Here is a 21,037-nt window from a genome sequence, read left to right as displayed (position 1 = left end):
ATGCCCGCAAAGCGTGGAAGGACATGGAGATGGATCTGACCGCAGGTCACGTCTGGGTGATGGTATCGGCGGCACTCGTGCTGCTTATGACACCCGGTTTGGCATTCTTTTACGGTGGCATGACCAGGGCGAAGGCAGCCCTGAACATGATGATGATGAGCTTCGTGTCGATCGGACTCGTCGGTGTGGTCTGGGTCCTCTGGGGCTTCTCCATGAGCGGCGGAGACGGGGTTGCCGGGCTGTTCGGCAATCCCTTCGCATCCTTCGGGCTGGAAGACCTGATCGGCACCGAGGACATGATTGGCGCCGGCTTCGGAGCAACCTTCGCGATCATCACGGTGGCACTGATCAGCGGCGCGATCGCGGACCGTGCCAAGTTCGGCGCCTGGGCCGTCTTCGTTCCCGTGTGGGTCACCCTGGTCTACTGCCCGCTTGCCTTTATGGTCTGGGGCGGAGGCCTGCTTGGTGAAGAAGGAGCGATCGGCTCCGTCGTGGGTGAAGCCATTGACTTCGCCGGCGGCACCGTAGTTCACATCAACGCCGGCGTAGCGGCCCTGGTGCTGGCGCTGATCATTGGCAAGCGCCGCGGTTTCGGCTCCGACCCGAGCCACCGCCCGCACAACATCCCGTTCGTGATGCTCGGCGCTGCAATGCTCTGGTTCGGCTGGTTCGGCTTCAACGGAGGCGCTGCCGGCACTGCTGAGGAAGCGGGCCTGATCTGGGTCAACACCCTCGCCGCTCCCGCCGCCGCCATGGTGGGCTGGCTGATCACCGAACGGATCCGCGACGGACGCCCCACCTCCCTGGGTGCAGCCTCGGGCATCGTCGCCGGCCTTGTGGCCATCACCCCGGCCTGTGCCAGCGTTTCCCCGCTGGGCGCACTCGGCCTGGGCCTGGTTTCCGGCATCCTGGCAGCCCTGGCCGTGGGGCTGAAGTACAAGTTCGGCTACGACGATTCGCTCGACGTCGTTGGGGTCCACCTGGTGGCAGGCCTGGTCGGCACCGTGGCACTTGGCTTCATCGCGCTGCCTGTCGACGGCGAAGGCGGCGGCCTCTTCTACGGCGGCGGCTTCGCACAGCTCGGCGCGCAGATCGTGGCGACCGTAGTAGCGATTGTCTTCTCCGCAGTCATGACCCTCATCATCGGCCTGGCCATCCACAAGACCATGGGCTTCCGGGTCACCGAGGAACAGGAAATCAACGGCGTGGACCTCAGCGAGCACGCTGAGACCGCATACGAACTGGGCGGCATCGGCGTCGGCGGTTCCTTCCGCCCGGCAGCTGAGCACACCACCGTCCCCGTCAAGGAGAGCGTCAACTCATGAAACTCGTAACCGCAATTGTCCGGCCGGAGAAGTTCGACTCCATCCGCGGCGCCCTGGAGAGCTATGGAGTCCAGGGACTCACCGTTAGCCAGGCCAGCGGCTACGGCCGCCAGCGCGGCCACACCGAGGTCTACCGCGGCGCTGAATACACGGTGGACCTGCTGCCCAAGCTGCGCGTGGAAGTCCTGGCCGCCAACGAATGGGTCAGCGACATCGTGGACGTGCTGGTCTCCACCGCCAACACCGGCCGCGCCGGAGACGGCAAGGTATGGGTGACCAACGTAGAGGAAGCACTGCGCGTCCGTACGGGCGAGCGCGGCGACTCGGCACTCTAGCCAGCCTGCACCACACGCAATAAGGGCATCTCCTGACAAAGCCGCCCGGCCGGACCTCTCATTGCAGAGGAACCCGCCCGGGCGGCTTTGCGCTTCCCGGCGCCGCAACCACATCGAGATGGCAGAAACTGCCCGTATGGGCGCCCATTCGTGCAGTTTCTGTCATCTCGATGGGGAAGTTACAGGGTGCTGCGGCTGGTGTCCCAGCCGGAGGGCCCCTGCGTGCCTGCCGCGTAGGTGTCCATGGGAATCGCCTGCGCCCGCCAGGCCGAGAGCACAGGGTCCACGATCCGCCAGCATTCCTCGGCTATGTCCCCGCGGACGGAGAGCAGCCGGTTGCCCTCGATCACAGCCTCCAGGACCTCGCCGTAGGCGCTGAGCTGTGAGGTGTGCAGCTGGGCGGTCAGCCTGCTGCGGTCGAGGCGGAAGATATCCGCGGGTCCGTTGACGTTCAGTTCCAGCTCCAGGAACGCCGGGTTGAAGGAGATGCGAAGGCGCGACGGCGCTGCGGTGGAACCGCTGAATCCGTCCGGGAGGTGGTTCACCTTCCGGAACGTCACCACCGCCTCCTTCCGGGTGCGGGCCTGTGCTTTGCCCGACCGCAGGATGAACGGCACACCGGCCCACCGGTCGTTGTTGATGGCTATTTCGATCTCGGCCAGGGTTTCGGTGTTCCGGGCGGGATCCACCCCGGGGGAATCCGAATAGGCCTGCACTTCGCGGCCGTCGATCACTCCTGCGGTGTACCGCGCCCTCCGGGTGCTCCGGTGGAACTCACCGGGAACGGAAGCAGCCCGCAGGGTGGCCGCAACGAGGTCCCGGAGGTCACGTTCGCCGAGGGAAGCCGGAGGGCCGATCGCCATAAAGGCCATGATGTGCAACAGGTGGCTCTGGATCATGTCCTCCAGCGCACCGGAGGCGTCGTAGTACTTCGCGCGGCCCTCCAAAGCCAGCTGCTCATCAAAGACAATCTCCATCTTCTCGATGTGCAGTGCGTTCCAGATCGGCTCCAGCAGACGGTTGGAGAACCGCATGCCCACAATGTTCATAACCGTGGTCATGCCCAGGAAATGGTCGACCCGGAAAATGTCCTCTTCGGGGACCAGCGACTCCAGCACCCGGTTCAGCTCCCTGGCGGAAACCTGGTCCGTCCCAAACGGCTTCTCCAGCACCAGCTGGGTATCCGGCGGAAGGTCGCCGGGCCTGAGCGTGTCCACAGTGGAAATGGTGAGCTTGGGCGGAAGGGCAAAATACACGGCCAGCGGAAGCTCGAGTCCTTCGATGCCGGCGGCAAGGCTTCCTGGTGTGTTCAGGTCCAGCCTCCGGTAGGAGCTGCGCTGCACTGCTGCGTCGAGCTCGCGGCGCGCCTGCCTGCCGGCGGCGTCGTACTCGGTGGAAAAAGAATCCGTTATCCGCAGCATCCAGTCCTGCTGGGTCCAGTCCCGTGAACCGGAGCCCACCACCACCAGCCCGGGCGCCCGTCCGCGGGCGATCAGCCGGGCCAGGCCGGGCAGGAGCAGCCGGTGGGAGAGGTCTCCGGTTCCGCCTAGGATCAGCAGGGTCTTCACACGGGACTCCCGCGGTCGGTTGGCAGCCATGGTTCCAGCGTCCCACCGCGGCGGATGCCGGCATAGGGTCCGTGCGGCCATTACCCACCTGCGCTTGGTACCCTTAACAGCTGGGCCTGGCAAACATGGCGAACTACCCGATGAAAGAAGTGCGCAGCGCGTGTTCAATTCACTGTCTGACCGGTTGACTTCCACGTTCAAGAACCTGCGTGGCAAGGGACGTCTGAGCGAAGCCGACGTCGATGCCACAGTGCGGGAAATCCGGCGTGCACTGCTCGATGCGGATGTCGCTGTTCCCGTGGTTCGTGCCTTCACTGCCTCCGTCAAGGAACGCGCCCTCGGGTCCGAGGTCTCCCAGGCCCTGAACCCGGGCCAGCAGGTCGTTAAGATCGTCAACGAGGAACTCGTGGGGATCCTGGGCGGCCAGACCCGCCGCCTGAACCTGGCCAAGAACCCGCCCACGGTCATCATGCTCGCGGGCCTCCAGGGTGCCGGTAAGACTACCCTGGCAGGCAAGCTCTCCCGTTACCTCAAGGACCAGGGCCACAGCCCCCTGCTGGTTGCTGCGGACCTCCAGCGCCCGAACGCGGTCAAGCAGCTCCAGGTCAACGGCGAACGTGCCGGCGTGCCGGTTTATGCTCCGCACCCGGGTGTCAGCTCGGAGTTCGAGGCAGCCACCGGCGACCCGGTCGCCGTCGCACGCCAGGGTGTCGAAGAAGCACGCACCAAGCTCCACGACATCGTGATTGTGGATACCGCCGGACGCCTGGGCGTGGACGCGGAACTGATGCAGCAGGCCGCTGATATCCGCGCGGCCATCACCCCGGATGAAGTCCTTTTCGTCATCGACGCCATGATCGGCCAGGACGCCGTCGCCACGGCCCAGGCCTTCAACGAGGGCGTGAACTTTACCGGCGTCGTGCTGACCAAGCTCGACGGCGATGCCCGCGGCGGCGCCGCGCTGTCCGTCGCCTCGGTGACCGGCAAGCCGGTAATGTTCGCATCCACCGGCGAGGGACTGAAGGACTTCGAGGTCTTCCACCCGGACCGCATGGCCAGCCGCATCCTGGACATGGGCGACATCCTGACGCTCATTGAGCAGGCGGAGAAGTCCTGGGACAAGGACGAAGCGGCCCGGATGGCCAAGAAGTTCGTCGACCAGGAAGACTTCACCTTTGAGGACTTCCTGGCCCAGATGCAGCAGCTGCGCAACATGGGTTCGATGAAGAAGATGCTCATGATGATGCCCGGCGCCGCCGGCATGCGCGAGCAGCTGGAGAACTTCGATGAGCGGGAGATCGACCGCGTCGAGGCGATGGTCCGCTCCATGACCCCGCACGAGCGAGTTGCACCCAAGATCATCAACGGTTCCCGCCGGGCCCGCATTGCCCGAGGTTCCGGTGTCCACGTCTCTGAGGTGAACGCCCTTCTGGAACGCTTCACCCAGGCCCAGAAGATGATGAAGAAGATGGCAGCCGGCGGCGGCATTCCGGGTATGCCCGGAATGGCGGGTCCCGGCGGCTTTGGCGGTTCACGCAAGAAGCAGCAGGCTGCCAAGGGTAAGAAGAAGGCCCGCTCCGGCAACCCGGCAAAGGCGGCGCAGGAGCGTGCAGAGGCCGAGGCGCGGCGTGCGGGTGCGGCAAAGGCTTTGCCCACCGGTTCCGCCTTCGGCCAGCAGGGAGGGGACTTTGATCCTTCTTCGCTGAACCTGCCCAAGGGCTTCGAGAAATTCCTCGGCAAGTAGTACGCACGTAAATGCACGGCCGGTCCGGGTCTTCCCCGGACCGGCCGTGCGCGTCCGCCGGGAGACTAGGCTGGTTTGATGGCTCAGCAACGGATTGTCTTTGTGCACGGTGCGGGCCGGTTCGGTGCGGCGGCCTGGCCTGGCCAGCATGCCCTGGCCCGCAGCTGGGACTGCCTGTTCCTTCGCCGCTCCGGGTACGGGCTCCAGGTTCCGCCGTCCCCTACGGACCATGCCGCTGACACGGCAGCGGTCCTTGCCGCCCTGGGCAGCGGCGGGCATGTGGTGGCCCACGCTGAGGGGGCCGTGTCCGCGATGATGGCCGCTGTGAGCGACCCTGCCCTGGTCCATTCTTTGACCTTGTGTGAACCGGCAGTGTTCTCGCTGACGCGGGACCTGCCGGCAACGGCCGCCCGCCGGGCGCTGCTGGATCCGCTGTTCCAGGCGGCCGCCGGACTCACCGACGATGAGTATGGCACCGAATATGCCCGGCTGGTCTTTTCCGCTGAATCCGCGCCCGACCCGGGCAACGATCCGCACGCCGCTGCCCGCCAGCGTCTTCAGTCACCGCCGTGGGACGCTCCGCTGGACATAGTCCCCGGCGTGCCCACCCTGGTGCTGACGGGGGAGTGGGAGCCGGTGTATGAAGAAGTCGCAGCATTCCTCGCTTCCACCGGTGCCGAACACCGCCCCGTGGGCGGCAATCACCGGCCGCAGGACACGCAGGCGGGCCGCGAGGCGATCACCGAATTCCTTGCCCGGACGGGTGCGGCTGTGATGGCCGGGGGCCGTGCCTGAGATTCGGGCCGCCCTGCCGGCGGACCTGGTGCTGCTTCCGGAGGTGGAAGCGGCGTCGGACACCCTGCTTTTCGGCCGGCCCGAAATCCGCGCTGACCTCGCCGGAAGCCTGCCAGGGCCAGCCGAGCCCCGGGAACTGGCCGCGGCCCTGAAGGTGCTGGTCGCCGGCGCTCCGCCGGTTGCCTTCGTGCGGCTGGAAGAGGTGGGCGGCTGTGCCCACCTGGAGCAGCTTTCGGTCCACCCCGACGCTGCCCGGGCAGGGCTGGGACGGGCCCTGCTTGGAGCGGCCATTGAGTGGTCGAGGCAGGCTGGGTATTCGGCCCTGACACTGTGCACGTTTGCACGGGTCCCCTTCAACGCGCCTTTCTACCGCACCTGCGGATTCGCCGCCGTCCAGCCCTCCGGCGCGCTGGCCCGGGTGCGGCAGCACGAGGCTGAACTCGGACTGGACCGCATCGGTGAACGCGTTGCGATGCGCCTCGAGCTGGCCGCGCCTCCGGCAGGATGACGACGGCACTGGAATTTAGCTGAAGCTTCAAGTAATATTTGATACATGAACCTTCAAGTAAATGCCCAGGACCTGCTGCCCGCGAACCTCGCGATGGGAACCGTCATGCTCAAGGTGGGGGATATGGAGAAAGTCTCCACCTACTACCGGAAGGCGCTGGGCCTGGAGCCTGTGGCGGAGGCTGACGGCGGCCTTTACCTGGGCCGGGGTGCGGTGCCCCTGGTCCACCTGGCTCCGGCCGCCGGGCTGCAGGTGCCTTCCCGCGGGGAAGCGGGCCTGTTCCATACCGCCATCCTCTTCGAAACCCAGGCCGACCTGGCTGCCACTGTGGCCCTCGCGGCACAGTTCGATCCGTCCGCCTACGTCGGCAGCGCCGACCACCTGGTCAGCGAGGCGTTCTACTTTACCGATCCCGAAGGCAACGGCATTGAGCTCTACTGGGACCGGCCGCGCGAAGACTGGGCCTGGGATGACACGCCCGAAGGCCGCACCGTCCGCATGGCCTCACTTTCCCTGCCGCCGCAGCAGTACTTCCGTACCCACCTGAGCGAGGGGGCCATGGCCCGGACGGCAACGGCCGGTGCCGGCGTCGGGCACGTCCATCTGCAGGTGGGGGATACTGCGACGGCGGCAGCGTTCTACGTGGACACCCTCGGGTTTGAGCGGACCGCAGACTTCCATGGACAGGCGCTGTTTGTTTCCGCAGGCGGCTATCACCACCACATGGCCATGAATGTGTGGAACAGCCGCGGAGCAGGTCCGCGCCGTGACACCCTGGGCCTGGGCGAGGTACTGATCACTGTCCCCGGGCAGGATGATGTGGGATCCCTGGCGGACCGGCTAAAGTCCGCCGGCGTCACCAGCCACCACACCGGAGCAGAGCTGCGTTTCGAGGATCCCTGGCGCAACCGGATCCGCGTCGCCGCTGCCTGAGGTCCCGTTGGACCACCGCAGCAGCGTGAGTCGCGAAACGCGGAGTCATCTGGCACAATGGACAGGTACTCGATCTGCGTGGCCCCTCTCTCCGTGCAGCATCTTGTCCTTTTGAACCCCAAACGTTATGGCCCGCCCCACGGGAGCAGAAGTTCGGGTTCGCCCCATTTCAGATCAGGAGTGACCACAAAAGTGGCCGTAAAGATTCGCCTTAAGCGCCTCGGCAAGAAGTTCTCAGCACACTACCGCGTTGTTGTCATGGATTCCCGTGCCAAGCGCGATGGCCGTGCCATCGAAGAAATCGGACTGTACCGTCCGACCGAGGAGCCGTCGTACATCGACATCAAGTCCGACCGCGCCCAGTACTGGCTCGGCGTCGGCGCCCAGCCGACCGAGCAGGTCGCAGCACTGCTGAAGATCACCGGTGACTGGCAGAAGTTCAAGAACATCGACGGCCAGGAAGGTACCCTGCGTACCAAGGCTCCGAAGGAGCCCTTCGTGGCTCCGGAGAAGAAGTCCGTGATCGTCCCCGAGGCAATCACCCCGAAGGCCAAGAAGGAAGAGGCAGAAGCCGCTTCCACCGAGGCTGAGGCTGAGTAGATTGCTTGCCGAAGCGCTGGAGCACCTCGTGCGCGGAATCGTTGACTCCCCGGAGGACGTCAAGGTTTCCGCCAAGAACAACCGCCGCGGGGAAACTCTCGAGGTTCGTGTTCACCAGGATGATCTTGGCCGGGTTATCGGCCGCCAGGGACGCACCGCCCGCGCACTGCGCACGGTGATTTCCGCCCTGGCCGGCAGTGAGGCTGTCCGCGTCGACGTCGTCGACACCGACCGCCGCCGCTGACGCACCAGCAATTCCAAGCAGTATCCAGCAGTTCCTAACATCCGGCCCCGGCACCAGATAATGGTGAAGGGGCCGGATGTTTTTTAGGCTCCGGCCATTTCCGCCGCGCCCATACCGACCCAAGGAGAATCCATGCAGTTACAGGTGGCACGCATCGGCAAGCCTCACGGTATTCGGGGCGAGGTGACCGTCCAGGTGCTGACCGATGCCCCCGAGGACCGGTTCGCACCCGGTGCCGTCCTTACGGTTGAGCCGGCTGCCAAAGGACCGCTCACCGTGATCAGTGCCCGCTGGAACAAGGACATCCTGCTGCTCGGCTTCGACGAGGTTGTTGACCGCAACGGCGCCGAGGAACTGCGCGGTGCCAAGCTGTTCATCGACACCGAGGAAGCGGAAGAAGACGACGACGCGGAAGGCTGGTACGAGCACGAGCTCGTGGGCCTCCAGGCCCGGGTAGGCGACGACGTCGTCGGTACCGTCACGGCCCTGCGCACCCTCACCGTCCAGGACCTCCTGATCGTCGAAGACACCAAGGGGCAGGAAATCCTGGTGCCCTTCGTCGAGGCGATCGTCCCCGAGGTGAATACCGAAGAGGGGTACGTCCTGCTGACCCCGCCGGCCGGACTGTTCGAGCTGAACCTGCCCGAGGCAGGCAAGGACGGGGCAGGACGCTAAGTGCGTATTGACGTTTTCTCCATTTTCCCGGAGTACCTTGCCGCACTGGACCTGTCCCTGATAGGCAAGGCCCGGCAGGACGGACTGCTCGACGTCCGGGTCAAGGACCTGCGCGAGTTCACCACCGACCGGCACCGCACCGTAGACGACACACCCTATGGCGGCGGTGCGGGCATGGTCATGAAACCTGAGCCCTGGGCGCAGGCCCTGGCCACCGCCCTGGACCCCGCCCCGGAAGGTCCGGCACGGCCCACGCTGATCGTTCCTTCGCCGGCCGGAGAAGTTTTCACCCAGAAGACCGCGTATGAACTCGCTGGCGCCGGCCATCTGGTCTTTGCCTGCGGCCGGTACGAAGGTATCGACGAGCGGGTGCTGGAATGGGCGGGGGAGCACTTCACCGTCCGCCCCATGAGCCTGGGGGACTACGTCCTGAACGGCGGCGAAGTGGCAGTGCTGGCCATGGTGGAGGCGATCGGGCGGCTGGTGCCCGGCGTCGTCGGGAACCCTGAATCCCTTGTGGAGGAATCGCATTCAGACGGACTCCTGGAGTACCCCGTGTACACCAAGCCATCGCAGTGGCGTGAGCGGCCCATTCCCGAGGTGCTGCTCAGCGGCAACCATGCGAAGATCGCCCGCTTCCGGCGTGATGAACAGCTCCGCCGAACCTCCGAACGCCGTCCGGATCTCATCGCAAAGCTGGACCCGTCCACCCTGGACAAGGCAGACAAAGCCACGCTGGCGGTCCTCGGCTGGACGGTGTCAGCGGAAGCTGTCCTGCCGCAGGCCTGAGCCCGCCTCCGATTGGTGGGCCGCGGCGGCACTGTGGCACAATGGGTAGTTGTGTCATCTGGGTCCGCGCCTGCCACAGGGGGAGCGAGACCAACAGGCAAGGCACACCGGCAACCGATTCCCGGAACGCCGGTTTCATAGCTTCGGCAGCATCTGTGCACCGTTTCGGTTCACCCTTGCCGCCGTGACCAAAGTGGATGACCTGTGGCGTTCACCAGGAGTGAGTAACAATGCACATCCTAGATTCCCTCGACGCAGCCTCGCTGCGTTCGGACATCCCCGAGTTCCGCGCCGGTGACACCGTCAAGGTTCACGTCAACATCGTTGAAGGCAAGAACACCCGTGTTCAGGTCTTCCAGGGCTTCGTCATGAAGCGCCAGGGCGATGGCCTGCGCGAGACCTTCACGGTCCGCAAGGTCAGCTTCGGCGTCGGCGTGGAGCGTACCTTCCCGGTGCACTCCCCGGTCATCGACAAGATCGAGGTTGTCACCCGTGGCGACGTCCGCCGCGCCAAGCTGTACTACATGCGCGACCTGCGCGGCAAGGCTGCCAAGATCAAGGAAAAGCGCGACTTCCGTCCCGCCAAGTAATTTTCTTGCCGCAGACATCCGCGGACGGGGCTGGTCCCCGGAAACACACGAAACGCCAGTCCATTGCGGGCTGGCGTTTTGTGCTCTGGGCCCTGGCGGGGGCAGTAATCCTCGCCGGCCTGGTCCGGGCGTTCATCTTCGACGTCTATTACATTCCCTCCGGTTCAATGCAGCCGCTGCTGGAGCCCGGGGACCGGGTGCTGGTTTCCCGCACCGAGTACCGGGGTTCCGAGATACAGCGCGGCGACGTCGTCGTGTTCGACGGACGCGGTTCGCTGGCTCCGCTGCACAGCTCTGACCCCGTGCTGAAGCAGGCCGCTGACGCCACTGCACAGTGGCTGGGCCTGGCCGGCAGCGACACCGTGTACATCAAGCGCGTCATCGGCGTGCCCGGGGACCGGGTGGCCTGCTGCACTGACGGCATGCTGACCGTGAACGGACAGCCAATCCGTGAGCCTTATCTCTTCCCCGGTGACACCGGGAGCGAAACGCCGTTCGACGTCGTTGTACCCGAAGGCCGGCTGTGGCTGCTGGGCGACCACCGCTCCGATTCAGCCGATTCACGGACGCTGCTCGGCGCGCCCGGAGGCGGACTGATTCCCGAGGACCGGGTGATCGGCCGTGCACAGCGAATCCTTTGGCCGTTCGACAGAAGTACCGGCATTGAACGACTAGAGTTGGACACCGTATGGCAATTCGTGGAATAAGAGGAACGCACATGGCGCAGGACTTCCCGGACGACCCCGCAAACGGGGACGCCAACTCCGGCGAAGCGCATCCCCGCGCCTCCCATGCCAAGGGCAAAGACGGCAAGAACCGGGGCTTCGGCGCCTGGCTGCGCGAGGTCGTCATCATTGTGGTGATTGCCCTGCTGCTCTCCTTCCTGATCAAGACCTTCCTCTTCAGGGCGTTCTTCATTCCTTCGGGCTCCATGGAAGAGACCCTGGAAATCGATGACAGGATCTTCGTGAACCTGCTGGTCCCCGAACCATTCGACCTCTCCCGCGGAGACGTCGTGGTCTTCAAGGACACCCAGGCCTGGCTGCCGGCAGCGCAGGAGAAGAACGGCAATTTCATCGCAGACGCCCTCACCTTCGTCGGCCTGCTCCCGGACGAATCCGAACAGCACCTGGTCAAGCGCATCATCGGCATGCCGGGAGACCATGTGGTGTGCTGCGACGCGGACGGCAGGGTCACGGTCAACGGTGAAGCCCTGGACGAGCCGTACATCTATCCCGGTGCGCAGCCGTCCGACACGCCATTCGACGTCGTAGTGCCGGAGGGCAAGGTGTGGGTCATGGGCGACCACCGCAACGCCTCCGCAGATTCGCGTGAGCACCAGGACGGGCCCAACGGAGGCTTCATTGACATTGAAGACATCGAAGGGAAGGCAGCCGTGATTGCGTGGCCGCTGGACCGCGCCGGATTCATCGGCAGCTACCCCGAGGTGTTTGAAAACGTGCCCGAACCCTCCGGGGCGCAGACGGCCTCGAAGTGACGTCCCAGCAAGGCGAGGCGCTGCGCATTCCGGCAGGTGCCACCGCGGCGAAACCGGCCCGCAGCCCGCGCACGCGCACCTCGCCTAAGGCACCAACGCTCCGCTACGAACGCTCCTTTGCCGCCCTGGGCCACCGGGTGCTGGCAGGCTGCGATGAAGTGGGCCGCGGTGCGCTGGCCGGTCCCGTCAGTGTGGGGCTGGTGGCCGTCCAGCTGGAGTCTGTCCGCGCGCTGAAGGGTGTCCGGGACAGTAAGCTGCTCACACCGGCGGACCGGCAGGCGCTTGTTCCGCAGATCAAGAAATGGTGCCCGGCCTGGGGCGTCGGCCACGCCAGCGCCGCCGAGATCGACCTGCTGGGCCTTATGGGTGCCCTGCGCCTTGCTGGAACGCGGGCCTGGACACAGGTGTGCGAAACCCTGACTCCCGACGTCGTGCTCCTGGACGGAAACCACAACTGGCTCTCGCCCGAAATGCAGGCAAGCCTCTTCGATGAGCCGGTGGAGGAAGAGGACGTCGCCTGCACCGCTCCGGTCCATACCCGTATCAAGGCGGACATGACCTGCCTGAGCGTGGCCGCTGCCTCCGTCCTGGCGAAAGTCGAGCGCGACACAATGATGGTTGAATACGCCGCCCAGCATCCCGCGTACGGCTGGGAGATCAACAAGGGATACGCCACCGAAGCGCACCGTGCAGCGATCGACACGCTGGGCCCGTCCCCGCTGCACAGGCTGTCCTGGCGGCTGGGAACGGCACGTTCGCCGCAGGATGGCCCCGCACAAGGCCCGCTTGGGGGATGATGGTGCCATGAGCGCAGAGGATCTTGAGAACTACGAGACAGACATGGAGCTGCAGCTCTACCGCGAATACCGCGATGTTGTGGGGCTGTTCAGCTACGTGGTGGAAACCGAACGGCGCTTCTACCTGGCCAACCATGTGGATCTTCAGGCACGCAGTGCCGACGGCGAAATCTACTTCGACCTGACCCTGCAGGACGCCTGGGTTTGGGACGTGTACCGTTCAGCCCGGTTCGTCAAAAGCGTCCGGGTCATCACGTTCAAGGACGTCAATGTGGAAGAGCTTGCCCGCAATGACGACCTGACCCTGCCCAAGGCCGACGAACTGGGTTAGTCCTCCTTCAACGGCCGCCGGGTTCCTGTTGGTGCCTGGGGCACATGGGGCAGCAGCGCCAGCGCGTCGCTCCATAGAATCCGCGGGATGCGCGGCGCGGCTGCCTCGAGTTCGGAGAACCAGCCGTCCACCATCTCGCCCCGGTGGGCCAGCAACCGCGGAACGGTGACCGGCAGCGGGAAGCCGTTGCGCCACACTGCCTTGTAGCTGCCCAGGTTCCCAACGTTGGCTGTCCAGTTCAGCGATTCCCAGCCCAGGGTATCGAAGGCGTAGGACACGGCGAGGCGGACCGCCCGGCTCATGAGGCCACGGCCCCGGAACTCGGGCGAGGTGACGAACCCCAGTCCGCCGGTTCCGGCTCCCTGCCAGCGCAGGTCGATGCTGCCGGCGTACTCTCCGTCGAATTCCAGCGCCCAGGAGATGGCGTCCTGCTGCGGCACCCCTACCGCGGCGATGTAGTTCAGGGCCATCTCCCGGGTGTACTCCATGGGCACCGTGGTCCAGGCGATAGTCAGCGGGTCCCGCGACCGCGCGACGACAGCATCCGCGTCGGAGGTGAGGTGCGGCCGGAGCAGCAGCGACTCATCCTGCAGCAGCGGGATCTGGAAGGGCATTTTTCCAAGGTACCGCGCTGTGGTTCCGCGGAGGCATCCTAGACTGCCTAGATGGCAGCTGTTCCACCTGATCCATCGTTCGGGGAGGTCCCCGGGTTCCTGGCCACGCTGGAAGGGGTGCGCATCTACGCGCAGCTAAAGCCCGACGCCGACGGGCTGGGCGAGCTGGTGCGGCTGCAGGCCGCAGCGCGCGCCCTGGCACCGCGTGCGCGCCCGGTGAGCCCGGGCCGGCTGCACCTCACTTTGATCCACTTCGGGAAGGCCGGTGAAGCGTACACCCGGCTGGCTGACGCGACCGGAGTCTCCAGGGCGGAATTCGGCCGTGCACTGCGGGTCTACCTCGCTGCCACGGAAGCAGCCCTGCCGGACCATGACTTCCTGCTTCCCGCCGTTGGCCTGGCAGGGTTCGGGGTCAACGGGACCACGCTGGCGGTTGAGTGCCGTTCCACCCCGGAACTGGATGAGGTGCACGCTGCCCTCTATGGACTGCTCCTGGAGTTCCTGGCTGCTTGCGGGGTCCCGGATCCTGCGGGATACGCCGCACAGGACCCGGCGCTGGCGTTCTCGGCAATGCTGCGGCCGCACATCAGCATCCTGCACGGTTTCCGACTGCCCGTGGGAGCTGCGCTGCCCCCTGTGACAGGGGCACCGATGCGCCTGACACCGTTGCCGGTGCTGTACCGGACCTGACCGCCGGGGTGCGGCACCGCTCCTGCACAGGACGCGGCCGGGCCGGGTGCTCTCCACACAGGTCGTCTCTCCCGCCGGGCGGGGCCCGGGAGCGGCGCAGACTCAAGGCATGAAAGCCAAAGACCTGTTGGGCCGGACGGGTGAAGAACTTGCCGCCCAGTACCTCTCCGCCGCCGGATACGACGTCATCGAACGGAACTGGCGGTGTCCCCAGGGAGAGATTGACCTCGTGGCACGGGACGGAACCACCCTGGTCATCGCCGAGGTGAAGACCCGCTCATCACTGGACTACGGGCATCCCTTCGAAGCCGTCAGTGCTGCCAAGCTCTCCCGCCTTTACCTGCTCGCTGCTGCCTGGATGCGGGAACATTCCGCTGGTCAGCGCAACTGGCGGGTGGACGCTGTCTCCGTGCTGCTGCCCGGGACAGACCAGCCGCCGGTCATTGAGCACCTGAAGGGAATCCTCTGATGGGCCTGGGACGGACCTACGGTGTGGGCCTTATAGGCCTCACGGGGCGGATCGTGGAGGTTGAGGCGGACATCGGCCAGTCGCTCCCGGCGTTCATTCTGCTGGGACTGCCGGATGCCTCGCTGAACGAGTCCCGGGACCGGGTGAAGTCGGCCGCCAAGAATGCGGGGCTTCCCCTGAGCCGGCGGAAGATCACGGTGAACCTGATGCCGGCTGACGTCCACAAGCGGGGCTCCGGGTTCGACCTGGCCATAGTCATGGCCGCGCTTGCCGCCGCCGGAGATGTCCGCCGCACCGGCAGGACAGTCTTTCTGGCCGAACTGGGACTGGACGGACGGCTGCGTCCGCTGCGGGGAGTCCTCCCGTCTGTCATGGCGGCCGTGGAGGCCGGTTATCCTGACATTGCCGTTGCGGCTGCCAACGCGGCCGAAGCTGCCCTCGTTCCCGGAGCACGGGTTCGGGGGTTTGCCTCGCTGGCCGCTGTAGCGCAGGCTTTCGGCGCCCGTCCGGACTCATTAGTCTTCCCTGCCGAAGAACCCAGCCCTGGATCGCAAGACACCGAAAGCGGAGCGGCAGCCCCGGCCGGGCACGACCTTGCAGATATCGCCGGGCAGGATGAGGCACGGTTCGCCCTCGAAGTTGCTGCGGCCGGCGCGCACCACCTGCTGATGACAGGCCCTCCCGGTGCGGGGAAAACCATGCTCGCCGAACGCCTGCCCGGACTCCTGCCGGATCTGCCGGACACCCCGGCCATGGAAGTAACAGCCATTCACTCCCTCAGCGGCCAGGGAACGCACTGCACCAGCCTGATTCGGCGTCCTCCGTTTGAAAGTCCCCATCACACGGCCACCGCTGCGGCAGTGATCGGCGGCGGAAGCGGAATTCCCCGTCCAGGAGCAGCTTCACGTGCCCACCGCGGTGTGCTCTTCCTGGATGAAGCCCCGGAGTACGATGCGCGGGTGCTCGACGCACTTCGCCAGCCGCTGGAGAGCGGGCAGCTGGTGCTGCACCGGGCCGCAGGAACCGCTGTGTACCCGGCCCGGTTCCAGCTGGTGCTGGCGGCCAACCCATGTCCCTGCGGCCTCGCCAGCGGCAAGGGGACTGAATGCACCTGTACGCCGCAGCAGCGCCGCCGCTATTTCGGCCGGCTTTCCGGCCCGCTTTTGGACCGGGTGGACCTGCAGCTGGAGATCCGGCGCGTCTCCCTCCAGGACTTCGCTGCGGCAGGGACAGCTGAGCCCAGCGCCCACGTTGCCCACAGGGTGGAGCAGGCACGCAAACTCCAGCAGGAGCGGCTGGCTCCGCTGGGCTGCGAAACAAACGCAGAGGTCCCCGGCGCCGTGCTCCGGGGCGCCCTCCGGCCTCCCCGGAGCTGCACGGCCGCGCTGGACAGGGCACTGGACCGGCAGACACTGACCGCCCGGGGCTACGACCGTGTGCTGCGGGTGGCATGGTCAATAGCCGATTTGGCGGGCCACAGCTCTCCCGACGCTGACGATATTGGCCAGGCACTGGGTTTCCGGCAGCAGGGGGCGGCATGAGCCGCCCGGAACCGGTCCGGCTCGCCAGGGCGGCGCTCTCGCGCCTGATTGAGCCCTCAGACAGCGTGGGGCAGGCGCTCGTTGCAGCCGCAGGACCCGAAGCCGCTGCCCAGATTGCTGCGGGCCATCAACGGGCGGGCACAACGCTGCGCCGGGAAATCGCCGGGCTACTGGAAGAGCGCGGCATCCGGGGAACAGGCCGGGTGCTCGACGAGGCTATGGAGCGCTGGCAGCCGCGGGTGGCAGACCTGGCACCGCAGCGGGACCTGCAGACCGTTCAACGGTTTGGCGGCAGAATGCTCGTCCCTGAGGACACGGACTGGCCGGCAGCTCTGCTCGACCTTGGTCAGGCCATGCCATTTTGTCTCTGGGCCCGCGGAAGCGGAACGGTCCCCGGGCTGGGGCAGTGCCTGGCACTGGTGGGTTCACGTGATGCCACTTCCTACGGACTTGCCATCACGGGTGACCTGGCTGCCGGACTTGTCCAGCGCAGCTGTACCGTCATCTCCGGCGGCGCCTACGGCATCGATGCGCAGGCACACCGCTCCGCGCTCGCTGTTGGTGGAATCCGGGGAGGAACCGAAACACGTGCTGCCCCCGACGGCAACCGTCCCTCCGCCGGGGGCAGCACCGAAATGCCGACCGTTGCGGTGCTGGCCGGCGGAGTAGACCGGTTCTATCCTGCGGGGAATGACGATCTGCTGCGCTCCGTGGCAGAGACAGGGCTCATTCTGAGCGAAGTTCCGCCCGGCTCGGCGCCAACCCGGTGGCGCTTCCTGCAGCGGAACCGTCTCATTGCGGCACTGTCGGCAGCCACGGTGGTTGTAGAAGCGCGTTGGCGTTCCGGTGCGCTGAACACTGCGCACCACGCCGCGGAACTGGGGAGGGGAGTGGGGGCTGTGCCCGGGTCCGTCTATTCAGCCAATTCGGCCGGCTGCCACCGGCTCCTGCGTGAAGGAAGCGCGGTCTGCGTGAGCGACGCGGCAGAAGTCCTGGAACTCATAGACCCCTTTGTCCTTGCCCCTGACAGTGCTGATGATGCAGACCGCACGGGCATGCTGGCTGACCATGACGGCCTGACCGTGGAAGACATCCTGCTCCTGGATGCTCTGCCCCTGCGTAAGGCCGTCCCGCCACAGAAACTCTCGGCTGTGGCCGGACTAAGTCCTGCGGCTGTCCGCGCAGGACTTGCCCGGCTTGAACTTTCCGGGCTTGCCCGGAGGACGGGGGAAGGCCTGTGGCAACGCGGCAACCGGCCCCGGCCAAATCCAGGCACTACTACATCCGATACCTGAAGGAGACTGGCATGCGCACCCACAAAGTGATCTATTCGCCCCTGGGCATTCTTACCCTCATCGCCGAAGACGGAGTGCTGGTTGCGGTTGAGTCCGCATCCACTGACTCGCTGCTGGTCGACTCGGCGCGGCTTGGGCTTGCGGCCGAGGACGGGTTCGAGTCCGCAGAACGTCAGTTTGAGGAGTACTTCTCCGGACGCCGCTGCTGCTTCGACCTGTTGGTTGAGCAAACGGGAACACCTTTCCAGCAACAGGTCTGGCAGGCCGTCAAAGCGATTCCCTATGGGCAAACCCGTACCTACAAACAGCTGGCAGTCTCGCTGGGGGATGCGTCCAAGGCGCGCGGGGTAGGAGCTGCTCTTGCCCGGAACGCACTTGGAATCGTGGTGCCAACGCACCGGGTGGTAGGCACCAAAGGCGCCCTCACCGGCTACTCGGCGGGGATCGATGCCAAGCGGGCACTCCTTGACCTCGAATCGGCACCGGCGAATGAGGCCCTGCGGCAGCAGTGCGCGGGCGCTGGAGTGCCCGCGTAGGGCCCGGCGCCGGAGTGCCGGCGTAGCGTACAGCCGGTGTGCCTGCTTGAAGCCGCGGCGGAAAGCGGCGAAGGTGGACCGGTGGGCAACTCCAGTTATTCCAAGGCAGCGGACGGCCAGGCACAGCAGGCACCGGCTGGGCGTCCGGCGGAGTACTCACGCGCCCTGGAAGGTTTCTGCAGCTACCTGGTCTCCGAACGCGGGCGTTCGGAGCATACTGTCAGGGCCTACGAAGGCGACGTCACATCCCTCCTGGACTTCGCCGCCGGACTGGGCCTCACCAGTCTTGCCGAGATTGACCTGTCCGTGCTGCGCAGCTGGCTCGGCAAACTAAGCGACTCCGGCCTGTCCCGCGCCACCATCGCCCGGCGTGCCGCGACGGCGCGGTCCTTCACCGGCTGGGCACTGCGGGAAGAACTGATACCTGCCGATCCCGCGCTGCGCCTCAAAGCCCCCAAGCGGACTAAAACGCTCCCCGGGGTTCTCCGTCCGGCCCAGATCGATGCCCTGTTTGAAACCCTTGCCGCGGCAGCCGCAGAGGGGGACGCTCTCGCCCTGCGGGACCGCGCCCTGGTGGAACTGCTGTATGCCACGGGAGTCCGGGTGGGAGAACTTGCCGGACTGGACATCGACGACCTGGACCAGGACAGGCGGACCCTGCGCGTAGTGGGCAAGGGCAACAAGGAGAGGACCGTCCCTTACGGCCTGCCGGCGGCACTCGCGGTAGACGACTGGCTGCGCCGCGGCCGGCCCGCACTGGCAAGGGAAGCCAGCGGCCCGGCACTGTTCCTGGGGCAGCGCGGCGGCCGGATAGACCAGCGCCAGGTGCGGGGCGTCACGGCAGCGCTCTTCGAGGCACTGGGGGATACCTCGGCAAGTGGGCCGCACGCCCTTCGGCACAGCGCTGCCACCCATCTCCTGGACGGCGGAGCGGACCTGCGCAGCGTGCAGGAACTCCTGGGGCACAGCAGCCTGGCCACCACCCAGCTGTACACCCACGTCTCCGTGGACCGGCTGCGCAAGAGCTACCAGCAGGCGCACCCCAGGGCGTAAGGGGTCCTTAGCTTCACAGAGAGAAAAACCACTTACAACCAAGTAGTTTCATTGGCGTAATTGCGTAACATGCGGCACAATGATGCTAGGTCTCACGCTGGCAGCTTAAAAAGTCTGCAGGCCGCGAGAGTTACAGGGCTTGGAACTTCAGGAACCATCCCGTCCATGCAGGTCGTTGGGGAAGACGCACCTACAGCTACGGAGGATGGAATGACTGTTGTGATGGCGCACGGCGTATTGTTCGTGCACTCAGCCCCTTCTGCGTTGTGCCCGCATATCGAGTGGGCCATCGAATCCGTCGTTGAAAAGCGGACGGATTTTGAATGGACGCCTCAGCCGGCAGCACCCGGCATGGTTCGCGCCGAGCTGGCATGGGCCGGCCCGCAGGGCACCGGATCACTGCTGGCCTCGGCGCTGCGCGGATGGGCGCACCTTCGCTATGAAGTCACCGAAGAGCCCAGCGCCGGTGCCGACGGCAGCCGCTGGTCGCACACCCCCGAACTCGGCATCTTCCACGCCACGACGGACGTTCACGGAAACATTATGGTCTCCGAGGACCGCATCCGGTACGCCTACGAAAACGGTGCCGGTGATCCAGCTGCCGTCTACCACGAGCTTTCGCTGGCGCTCGGCGAGGCCTGGGATGACGAACTGGAGCCTTTCCGCCACGCTGCAGACGGGGCGCCCGTTCGCTGGCTCCACCAGGTAGGCTGACGGCCGCTCTTCCCCTTCCTTCTCCGCAGCTCCGCTTTTGCGCAGCAAAAAGGCCGGGTCCCCGATCAGGGACCCGGCCTTTGCTGTCGGTGCTAGTGGCTGCGCAGGGCCACGACGGCGTTGTGTCCGCCGAAACCGAACGAGTTGTTCAGGGCCACGATGTCACCTGCGGGCAGGTCGCGGGCGGTGGTCACCACGTCCAGCGGGATCTCGGGATCCTGGTTGTCCAGGTTGATCGTGGCCGGTGCCTGCCGTGTGTAGACGGCCATGGCCGTCAGCACTGCTTCAACAGCACCGGACGCGCCCAGCAGGTGGCCGGTCTGCGACTTGGTGGCGGAAACTGCCACGTTGTCCACGTGGGCACCCAGGGCTGACTTCAGCGCGGTGTATTCCGGCTTGTCGCCCACCGGGGTGGAAGTCGCGTGGGCGTTGACGTGGACCACGTCTTCAGCCTGGGCCCGCGCGTCGTACATGGCTGCCTTGAGCGCGCGGGTGGCACCCAGTCCCTCAGGGTCCGGGGCCGTGATGTGGTACGCATCGGCGGTGACTGCCGTGCCGGCCAGCTCGGCGTAGATTCGGGCGCCGCGGGCCAGGGCGTGTTCCTCGGCCTCAAGGACGAGGGCACCTGCGCCCTCACCCATGACGAAGCCGTCACGGTCCTTGTCATAGGGCCGCGAAGCACGCTGGGGATCGTCGTTGCGTCGGGAGAGCGCCTGCATCGAGGCAAAGGATGCCAGCGGCATGGGGTGGATGGCAGCTTCGGCGCCGCCGCAGACCACGACGTCTGCCTTGCCGGAACGGATCAGTTCCAGTCCCTGGTGCAGTGACTCAGTGCCCGATGCGCAGGCAGAAACCGGCGTGTGGGCACCTGCGCGGGCGCCCAGGTCCAGGCTTACTGCAGCGGCCGGGCCGTTCGGCATCAGCATGGGAACGGTCATGGGCAATACCCGCCGGGGACCCTTTTCGCGCAGGGTGTCCCAGGCATCGAGCAGGGTCCAGACTCCGCCAATCCCGGTGGCGAAGGAGACCGCCAGCCGGTCGTGGTCGATCTCGGCTCCATCCAGCCCGGAATCGGCCCATGCCTCGCGCGAGGCAACGACGGCGAACTGGGTGGACGGGTCCATGCGCTTGGCTTCCACCCGGGAGAGGACCTCACTGGCAGGCGTGGCAACACGTGCGGCGAAGGTGACCGGCAGGGAGTACTTCTCGACCCAATCGTCTTCCAGGGTGCGGGCACCGGAGACACCCACCAGGGCGTTCTTCCACATGGTCGGGACATCTCCGCCGATCGGCGTTGTTGCGCCGAGGCCGGTAATGACTACTTTGCGGGCCATGATTCACTCTCTCGGGAAAATTGGGGCGCACCTGGTTGCTGGTGCAGCGGGTGGTGCTG

The 21,037-nt window shown here is 66.1% G+C and carries 25 protein-coding genes; 22 read left to right on the top strand and 3 right to left on the bottom strand.

Annotated elements, in window-relative coordinates:
* Positions 1–29 precede the first annotated feature (29 nt).
* Both ABFX29_RS02920 and ABFX29_RS02915 read left to right on the top strand, forming a co-directional pair.
* Positions 30–1,325 (top strand): ammonium transporter, encoded by a 1,296-nt coding sequence (locus ABFX29_RS02920; RefSeq protein ID WP_152227434.1) that lies wholly within the window; start codon positions 30–32, stop codon positions 1,323–1,325.
* Positions 1,322–1,660 (top strand): P-II family nitrogen regulator, encoded by a 339-nt coding sequence (locus tag ABFX29_RS02915; protein WP_091604011.1) that lies wholly within the window; start codon positions 1,322–1,324, stop codon positions 1,658–1,660. Before ABFX29_RS02920 ends, ABFX29_RS02915 begins: the two co-directional genes overlap by 4 nt.
* Positions 1,661–1,839: 179 nt before the next feature.
* On the opposite strand, the gene ABFX29_RS02910 is transcribed toward ABFX29_RS02915, so the two are convergent.
* Entirely contained in the window at positions 1,840–3,258 is a 1,419-nt protein-coding gene (locus tag ABFX29_RS02910) for a glucose-6-phosphate dehydrogenase (RefSeq protein WP_152227436.1), read from the bottom strand.
* Positions 3,259–3,388: 130 nt separating this feature from the next.
* Between ABFX29_RS02910 and ffh the strand changes: the two genes are divergently transcribed.
* From ffh to ABFX29_RS02845, 13 genes are all read left to right on the top strand, one after another.
* On the top strand, positions 3,389–4,972 hold the full coding sequence (gene ffh / locus ABFX29_RS02905) for a signal recognition particle protein (RefSeq protein ID WP_152227438.1): 1,584 nt from the start codon (positions 3,389–3,391) through the stop codon (positions 4,970–4,972).
* Between the two features lie 78 nt (positions 4,973–5,050).
* Positions 5,051–5,767: an alpha/beta fold hydrolase gene (locus ABFX29_RS02900; RefSeq protein ID WP_152227440.1), complete on the top strand. Its 717-nt coding sequence runs from the start codon at positions 5,051–5,053 to the stop codon at positions 5,765–5,767.
* Complete coding sequence (locus tag ABFX29_RS02895) at positions 5,760–6,275, top strand: GNAT family N-acetyltransferase (RefSeq protein WP_211372369.1); 516 nt, start codon at positions 5,760–5,762, stop codon at positions 6,273–6,275. The genes ABFX29_RS02900 and ABFX29_RS02895 overlap by 8 nt, the downstream gene beginning before the upstream one ends.
* Positions 6,276–6,320: 45 nt before the next feature.
* On the top strand, positions 6,321–7,208 hold the full coding sequence (locus ABFX29_RS02890; RefSeq protein WP_152227442.1) for a VOC family protein: 888 nt from the start codon (positions 6,321–6,323) through the stop codon (positions 7,206–7,208).
* Between the two features lie 192 nt (positions 7,209–7,400).
* Entirely contained in the window at positions 7,401–7,808 is a 408-nt protein-coding gene (gene rpsP / locus ABFX29_RS02885) for a 30S ribosomal protein S16 (protein ID WP_055240818.1), read from the top strand.
* Position 7,809: 1 nt separating this feature from the next.
* Positions 7,810–8,052 carry an RNA-binding protein gene (locus tag ABFX29_RS02880; RefSeq protein WP_091604027.1) on the top strand — a complete coding sequence of 81 codons (243 nt, stop codon included), beginning with the start codon at positions 7,810–7,812 and terminating at the stop codon, positions 8,050–8,052.
* 132 nt (positions 8,053–8,184) lie between these two features.
* Positions 8,185–8,727 carry a ribosome maturation factor RimM gene (rimM, locus tag ABFX29_RS02875; protein WP_152227443.1) on the top strand — a complete coding sequence of 181 codons (543 nt, stop codon included), beginning with the start codon at positions 8,185–8,187 and terminating at the stop codon, positions 8,725–8,727.
* A complete protein-coding gene (gene trmD / locus ABFX29_RS02870; protein ID WP_152227445.1) occupies positions 8,728–9,516 on the top strand; it encodes a tRNA (guanosine(37)-N1)-methyltransferase TrmD in 789 nt (262 codons plus the stop codon).
* A 230-nt stretch (positions 9,517–9,746) separates the two neighbouring features.
* Positions 9,747–10,106, top strand: a complete 360-nt coding sequence (rplS, locus tag ABFX29_RS02865) for a 50S ribosomal protein L19 (protein ID WP_091604035.1) — start codon at positions 9,747–9,749, stop codon at positions 10,104–10,106.
* Between the two features lie 5 nt (positions 10,107–10,111).
* Positions 10,112–10,813: a signal peptidase I gene (gene lepB / locus ABFX29_RS02860; protein WP_211372370.1), complete on the top strand. Its 702-nt coding sequence runs from the start codon at positions 10,112–10,114 to the stop codon at positions 10,811–10,813.
* An 11-nt stretch (positions 10,814–10,824) separates the two neighbouring features.
* Positions 10,825–11,604, top strand: coding sequence for a signal peptidase I (gene lepB / locus ABFX29_RS02855; RefSeq protein WP_246167406.1), 780 nt, complete (start codon positions 10,825–10,827; stop codon positions 11,602–11,604).
* Positions 11,601–12,401, top strand: a complete 801-nt coding sequence (locus ABFX29_RS02850) for a ribonuclease HII (protein WP_420831114.1) — start codon at positions 11,601–11,603, stop codon at positions 12,399–12,401. The genes lepB (ABFX29_RS02855) and ABFX29_RS02850 overlap by 4 nt, the downstream gene beginning before the upstream one ends.
* A gap of 7 nt (positions 12,402–12,408) precedes the next feature.
* Positions 12,409–12,732 carry a DUF2469 domain-containing protein gene (locus ABFX29_RS02845; protein WP_091604041.1) on the top strand — a complete coding sequence of 108 codons (324 nt, stop codon included), beginning with the start codon at positions 12,409–12,411 and terminating at the stop codon, positions 12,730–12,732.
* Here the strand turns inward: ABFX29_RS02845 and ABFX29_RS02840 are convergent.
* Positions 12,729–13,346, bottom strand: coding sequence for a GNAT family N-acetyltransferase (locus ABFX29_RS02840; protein WP_152227449.1), 618 nt, complete (start codon positions 13,344–13,346; stop codon positions 12,729–12,731). The genes ABFX29_RS02845 and ABFX29_RS02840 overlap by 4 nt on opposite strands.
* A gap of 51 nt (positions 13,347–13,397) precedes the next feature.
* On the opposite strand from ABFX29_RS02840, the gene ABFX29_RS02835 reads away from it, so the two are divergent.
* The 7 genes from ABFX29_RS02835 (at position 13,398) to ABFX29_RS02805 (ending at position 19,644) form a co-directional block, all read left to right on the top strand.
* Complete coding sequence (locus ABFX29_RS02835) at positions 13,398–14,036, top strand: hypothetical protein (RefSeq protein WP_152227451.1); 639 nt, start codon at positions 13,398–13,400, stop codon at positions 14,034–14,036.
* Positions 14,037–14,145: 109 nt separating this feature from the next.
* Positions 14,146–14,505, top strand: coding sequence for a YraN family protein (locus tag ABFX29_RS02830; RefSeq protein ID WP_152227453.1), 360 nt, complete (start codon positions 14,146–14,148; stop codon positions 14,503–14,505).
* On the top strand, positions 14,505–16,046 hold the full coding sequence (locus ABFX29_RS02825; RefSeq protein WP_152227455.1) for a YifB family Mg chelatase-like AAA ATPase: 1,542 nt from the start codon (positions 14,505–14,507) through the stop codon (positions 16,044–16,046). The genes ABFX29_RS02830 and ABFX29_RS02825 overlap by 1 nt, the downstream gene beginning before the upstream one ends.
* Positions 16,043–17,341 (top strand): DNA-processing protein DprA, encoded by a 1,299-nt coding sequence (locus ABFX29_RS02820; protein ID WP_152227456.1) that lies wholly within the window; start codon positions 16,043–16,045, stop codon positions 17,339–17,341. Before ABFX29_RS02825 ends, ABFX29_RS02820 begins: the two co-directional genes overlap by 4 nt.
* 11 nt (positions 17,342–17,352) lie before the next feature.
* The gene (locus ABFX29_RS02815) at positions 17,353–17,877 is read left to right on the top strand and encodes a methylated-DNA--[protein]-cysteine S-methyltransferase (RefSeq protein ID WP_152227458.1); all 525 of its coding nucleotides are present in this window, start codon (positions 17,353–17,355) and stop codon (positions 17,875–17,877) included.
* Positions 17,878–18,042: 165 nt separating this feature from the next.
* Complete coding sequence (locus ABFX29_RS02810; RefSeq protein ID WP_152228350.1) at positions 18,043–18,930, top strand: tyrosine recombinase XerC; 888 nt, start codon at positions 18,043–18,045, stop codon at positions 18,928–18,930.
* 210 nt (positions 18,931–19,140) lie between these two features.
* The gene (locus ABFX29_RS02805; protein WP_152227461.1) at positions 19,141–19,644 is read left to right on the top strand and encodes a DUF3145 domain-containing protein; all 504 of its coding nucleotides are present in this window, start codon (positions 19,141–19,143) and stop codon (positions 19,642–19,644) included.
* Positions 19,645–19,736: 92 nt separating this feature from the next.
* Here the strand turns inward: ABFX29_RS02805 and fabF are convergent, their stop codons facing one another.
* Positions 19,737–20,978, bottom strand: a complete 1,242-nt coding sequence (fabF, locus tag ABFX29_RS02800) for a beta-ketoacyl-ACP synthase II (RefSeq protein WP_152227463.1) — start codon at positions 20,976–20,978, stop codon at positions 19,737–19,739.
* Positions 20,979–21,037: the final 59 nt, after the last annotated feature.

It is taken from the genome of Arthrobacter gandavensis, from assembly GCF_039528575.1.
In the GTDB taxonomy this organism is placed as follows: domain Bacteria; phylum Actinomycetota; class Actinomycetes; order Actinomycetales; family Micrococcaceae; genus Arthrobacter_B; species Arthrobacter_B citreus_B.
This window is presented reverse-complemented; position numbering and strand designations above follow the sequence as displayed.

Coding starts and splice junctions, on each gene's coding strand:
- rimM (WP_152227443.1), top strand. CDS start 8,185: ATGCAGTTACAGGTGGCACGCATCGGCAAGCCTCACGGTATTCGGGGC.
- ABFX29_RS02835 (WP_152227451.1), top strand. CDS start 13,398: ATGGCAGCTGTTCCACCTGATCCATCGTTCGGGGAGGTCCCCGGGTTC.
- ABFX29_RS02830 (WP_152227453.1), top strand. CDS start 14,146: ATGAAAGCCAAAGACCTGTTGGGCCGGACGGGTGAAGAACTTGCCGCC.
- rplS (WP_091604035.1), top strand. CDS start 9,747: ATGCACATCCTAGATTCCCTCGACGCAGCCTCGCTGCGTTCGGACATC.
- ABFX29_RS02815 (WP_152227458.1), top strand. CDS start 17,353: ATGCGCACCCACAAAGTGATCTATTCGCCCCTGGGCATTCTTACCCTC.
- fabF (WP_152227463.1), bottom strand. CDS start 20,978: ATGGCCCGCAAAGTAGTCATTACCGGCCTCGGCGCAACAACGCCGATC.
- ABFX29_RS02845 (WP_091604041.1), top strand. CDS start 12,409: ATGAGCGCAGAGGATCTTGAGAACTACGAGACAGACATGGAGCTGCAG.
- ABFX29_RS02890 (WP_152227442.1), top strand. CDS start 6,321: ATGAACCTTCAAGTAAATGCCCAGGACCTGCTGCCCGCGAACCTCGCG.
- ABFX29_RS02840 (WP_152227449.1), bottom strand. CDS start 13,346: ATGCCCTTCCAGATCCCGCTGCTGCAGGATGAGTCGCTGCTGCTCCGG.
- ABFX29_RS02915 (WP_091604011.1), top strand. CDS start 1,322: ATGAAACTCGTAACCGCAATTGTCCGGCCGGAGAAGTTCGACTCCATC.
- ABFX29_RS02820 (WP_152227456.1), top strand. CDS start 16,043: ATGAGCCGCCCGGAACCGGTCCGGCTCGCCAGGGCGGCGCTCTCGCGC.
- lepB (WP_246167406.1), top strand. CDS start 10,825: ATGGCGCAGGACTTCCCGGACGACCCCGCAAACGGGGACGCCAACTCC.
- ABFX29_RS02920 (WP_152227434.1), top strand. CDS start 30: ATGGATCTGACCGCAGGTCACGTCTGGGTGATGGTATCGGCGGCACTC.
- ABFX29_RS02805 (WP_152227461.1), top strand. CDS start 19,141: ATGACTGTTGTGATGGCGCACGGCGTATTGTTCGTGCACTCAGCCCCT.
- ABFX29_RS02825 (WP_152227455.1), top strand. CDS start 14,505: ATGGGCCTGGGACGGACCTACGGTGTGGGCCTTATAGGCCTCACGGGG.
- ABFX29_RS02900 (WP_152227440.1), top strand. CDS start 5,051: ATGGCTCAGCAACGGATTGTCTTTGTGCACGGTGCGGGCCGGTTCGGT.
- ABFX29_RS02910 (WP_152227436.1), bottom strand. CDS start 3,258: ATGGCTGCCAACCGACCGCGGGAGTCCCGTGTGAAGACCCTGCTGATC.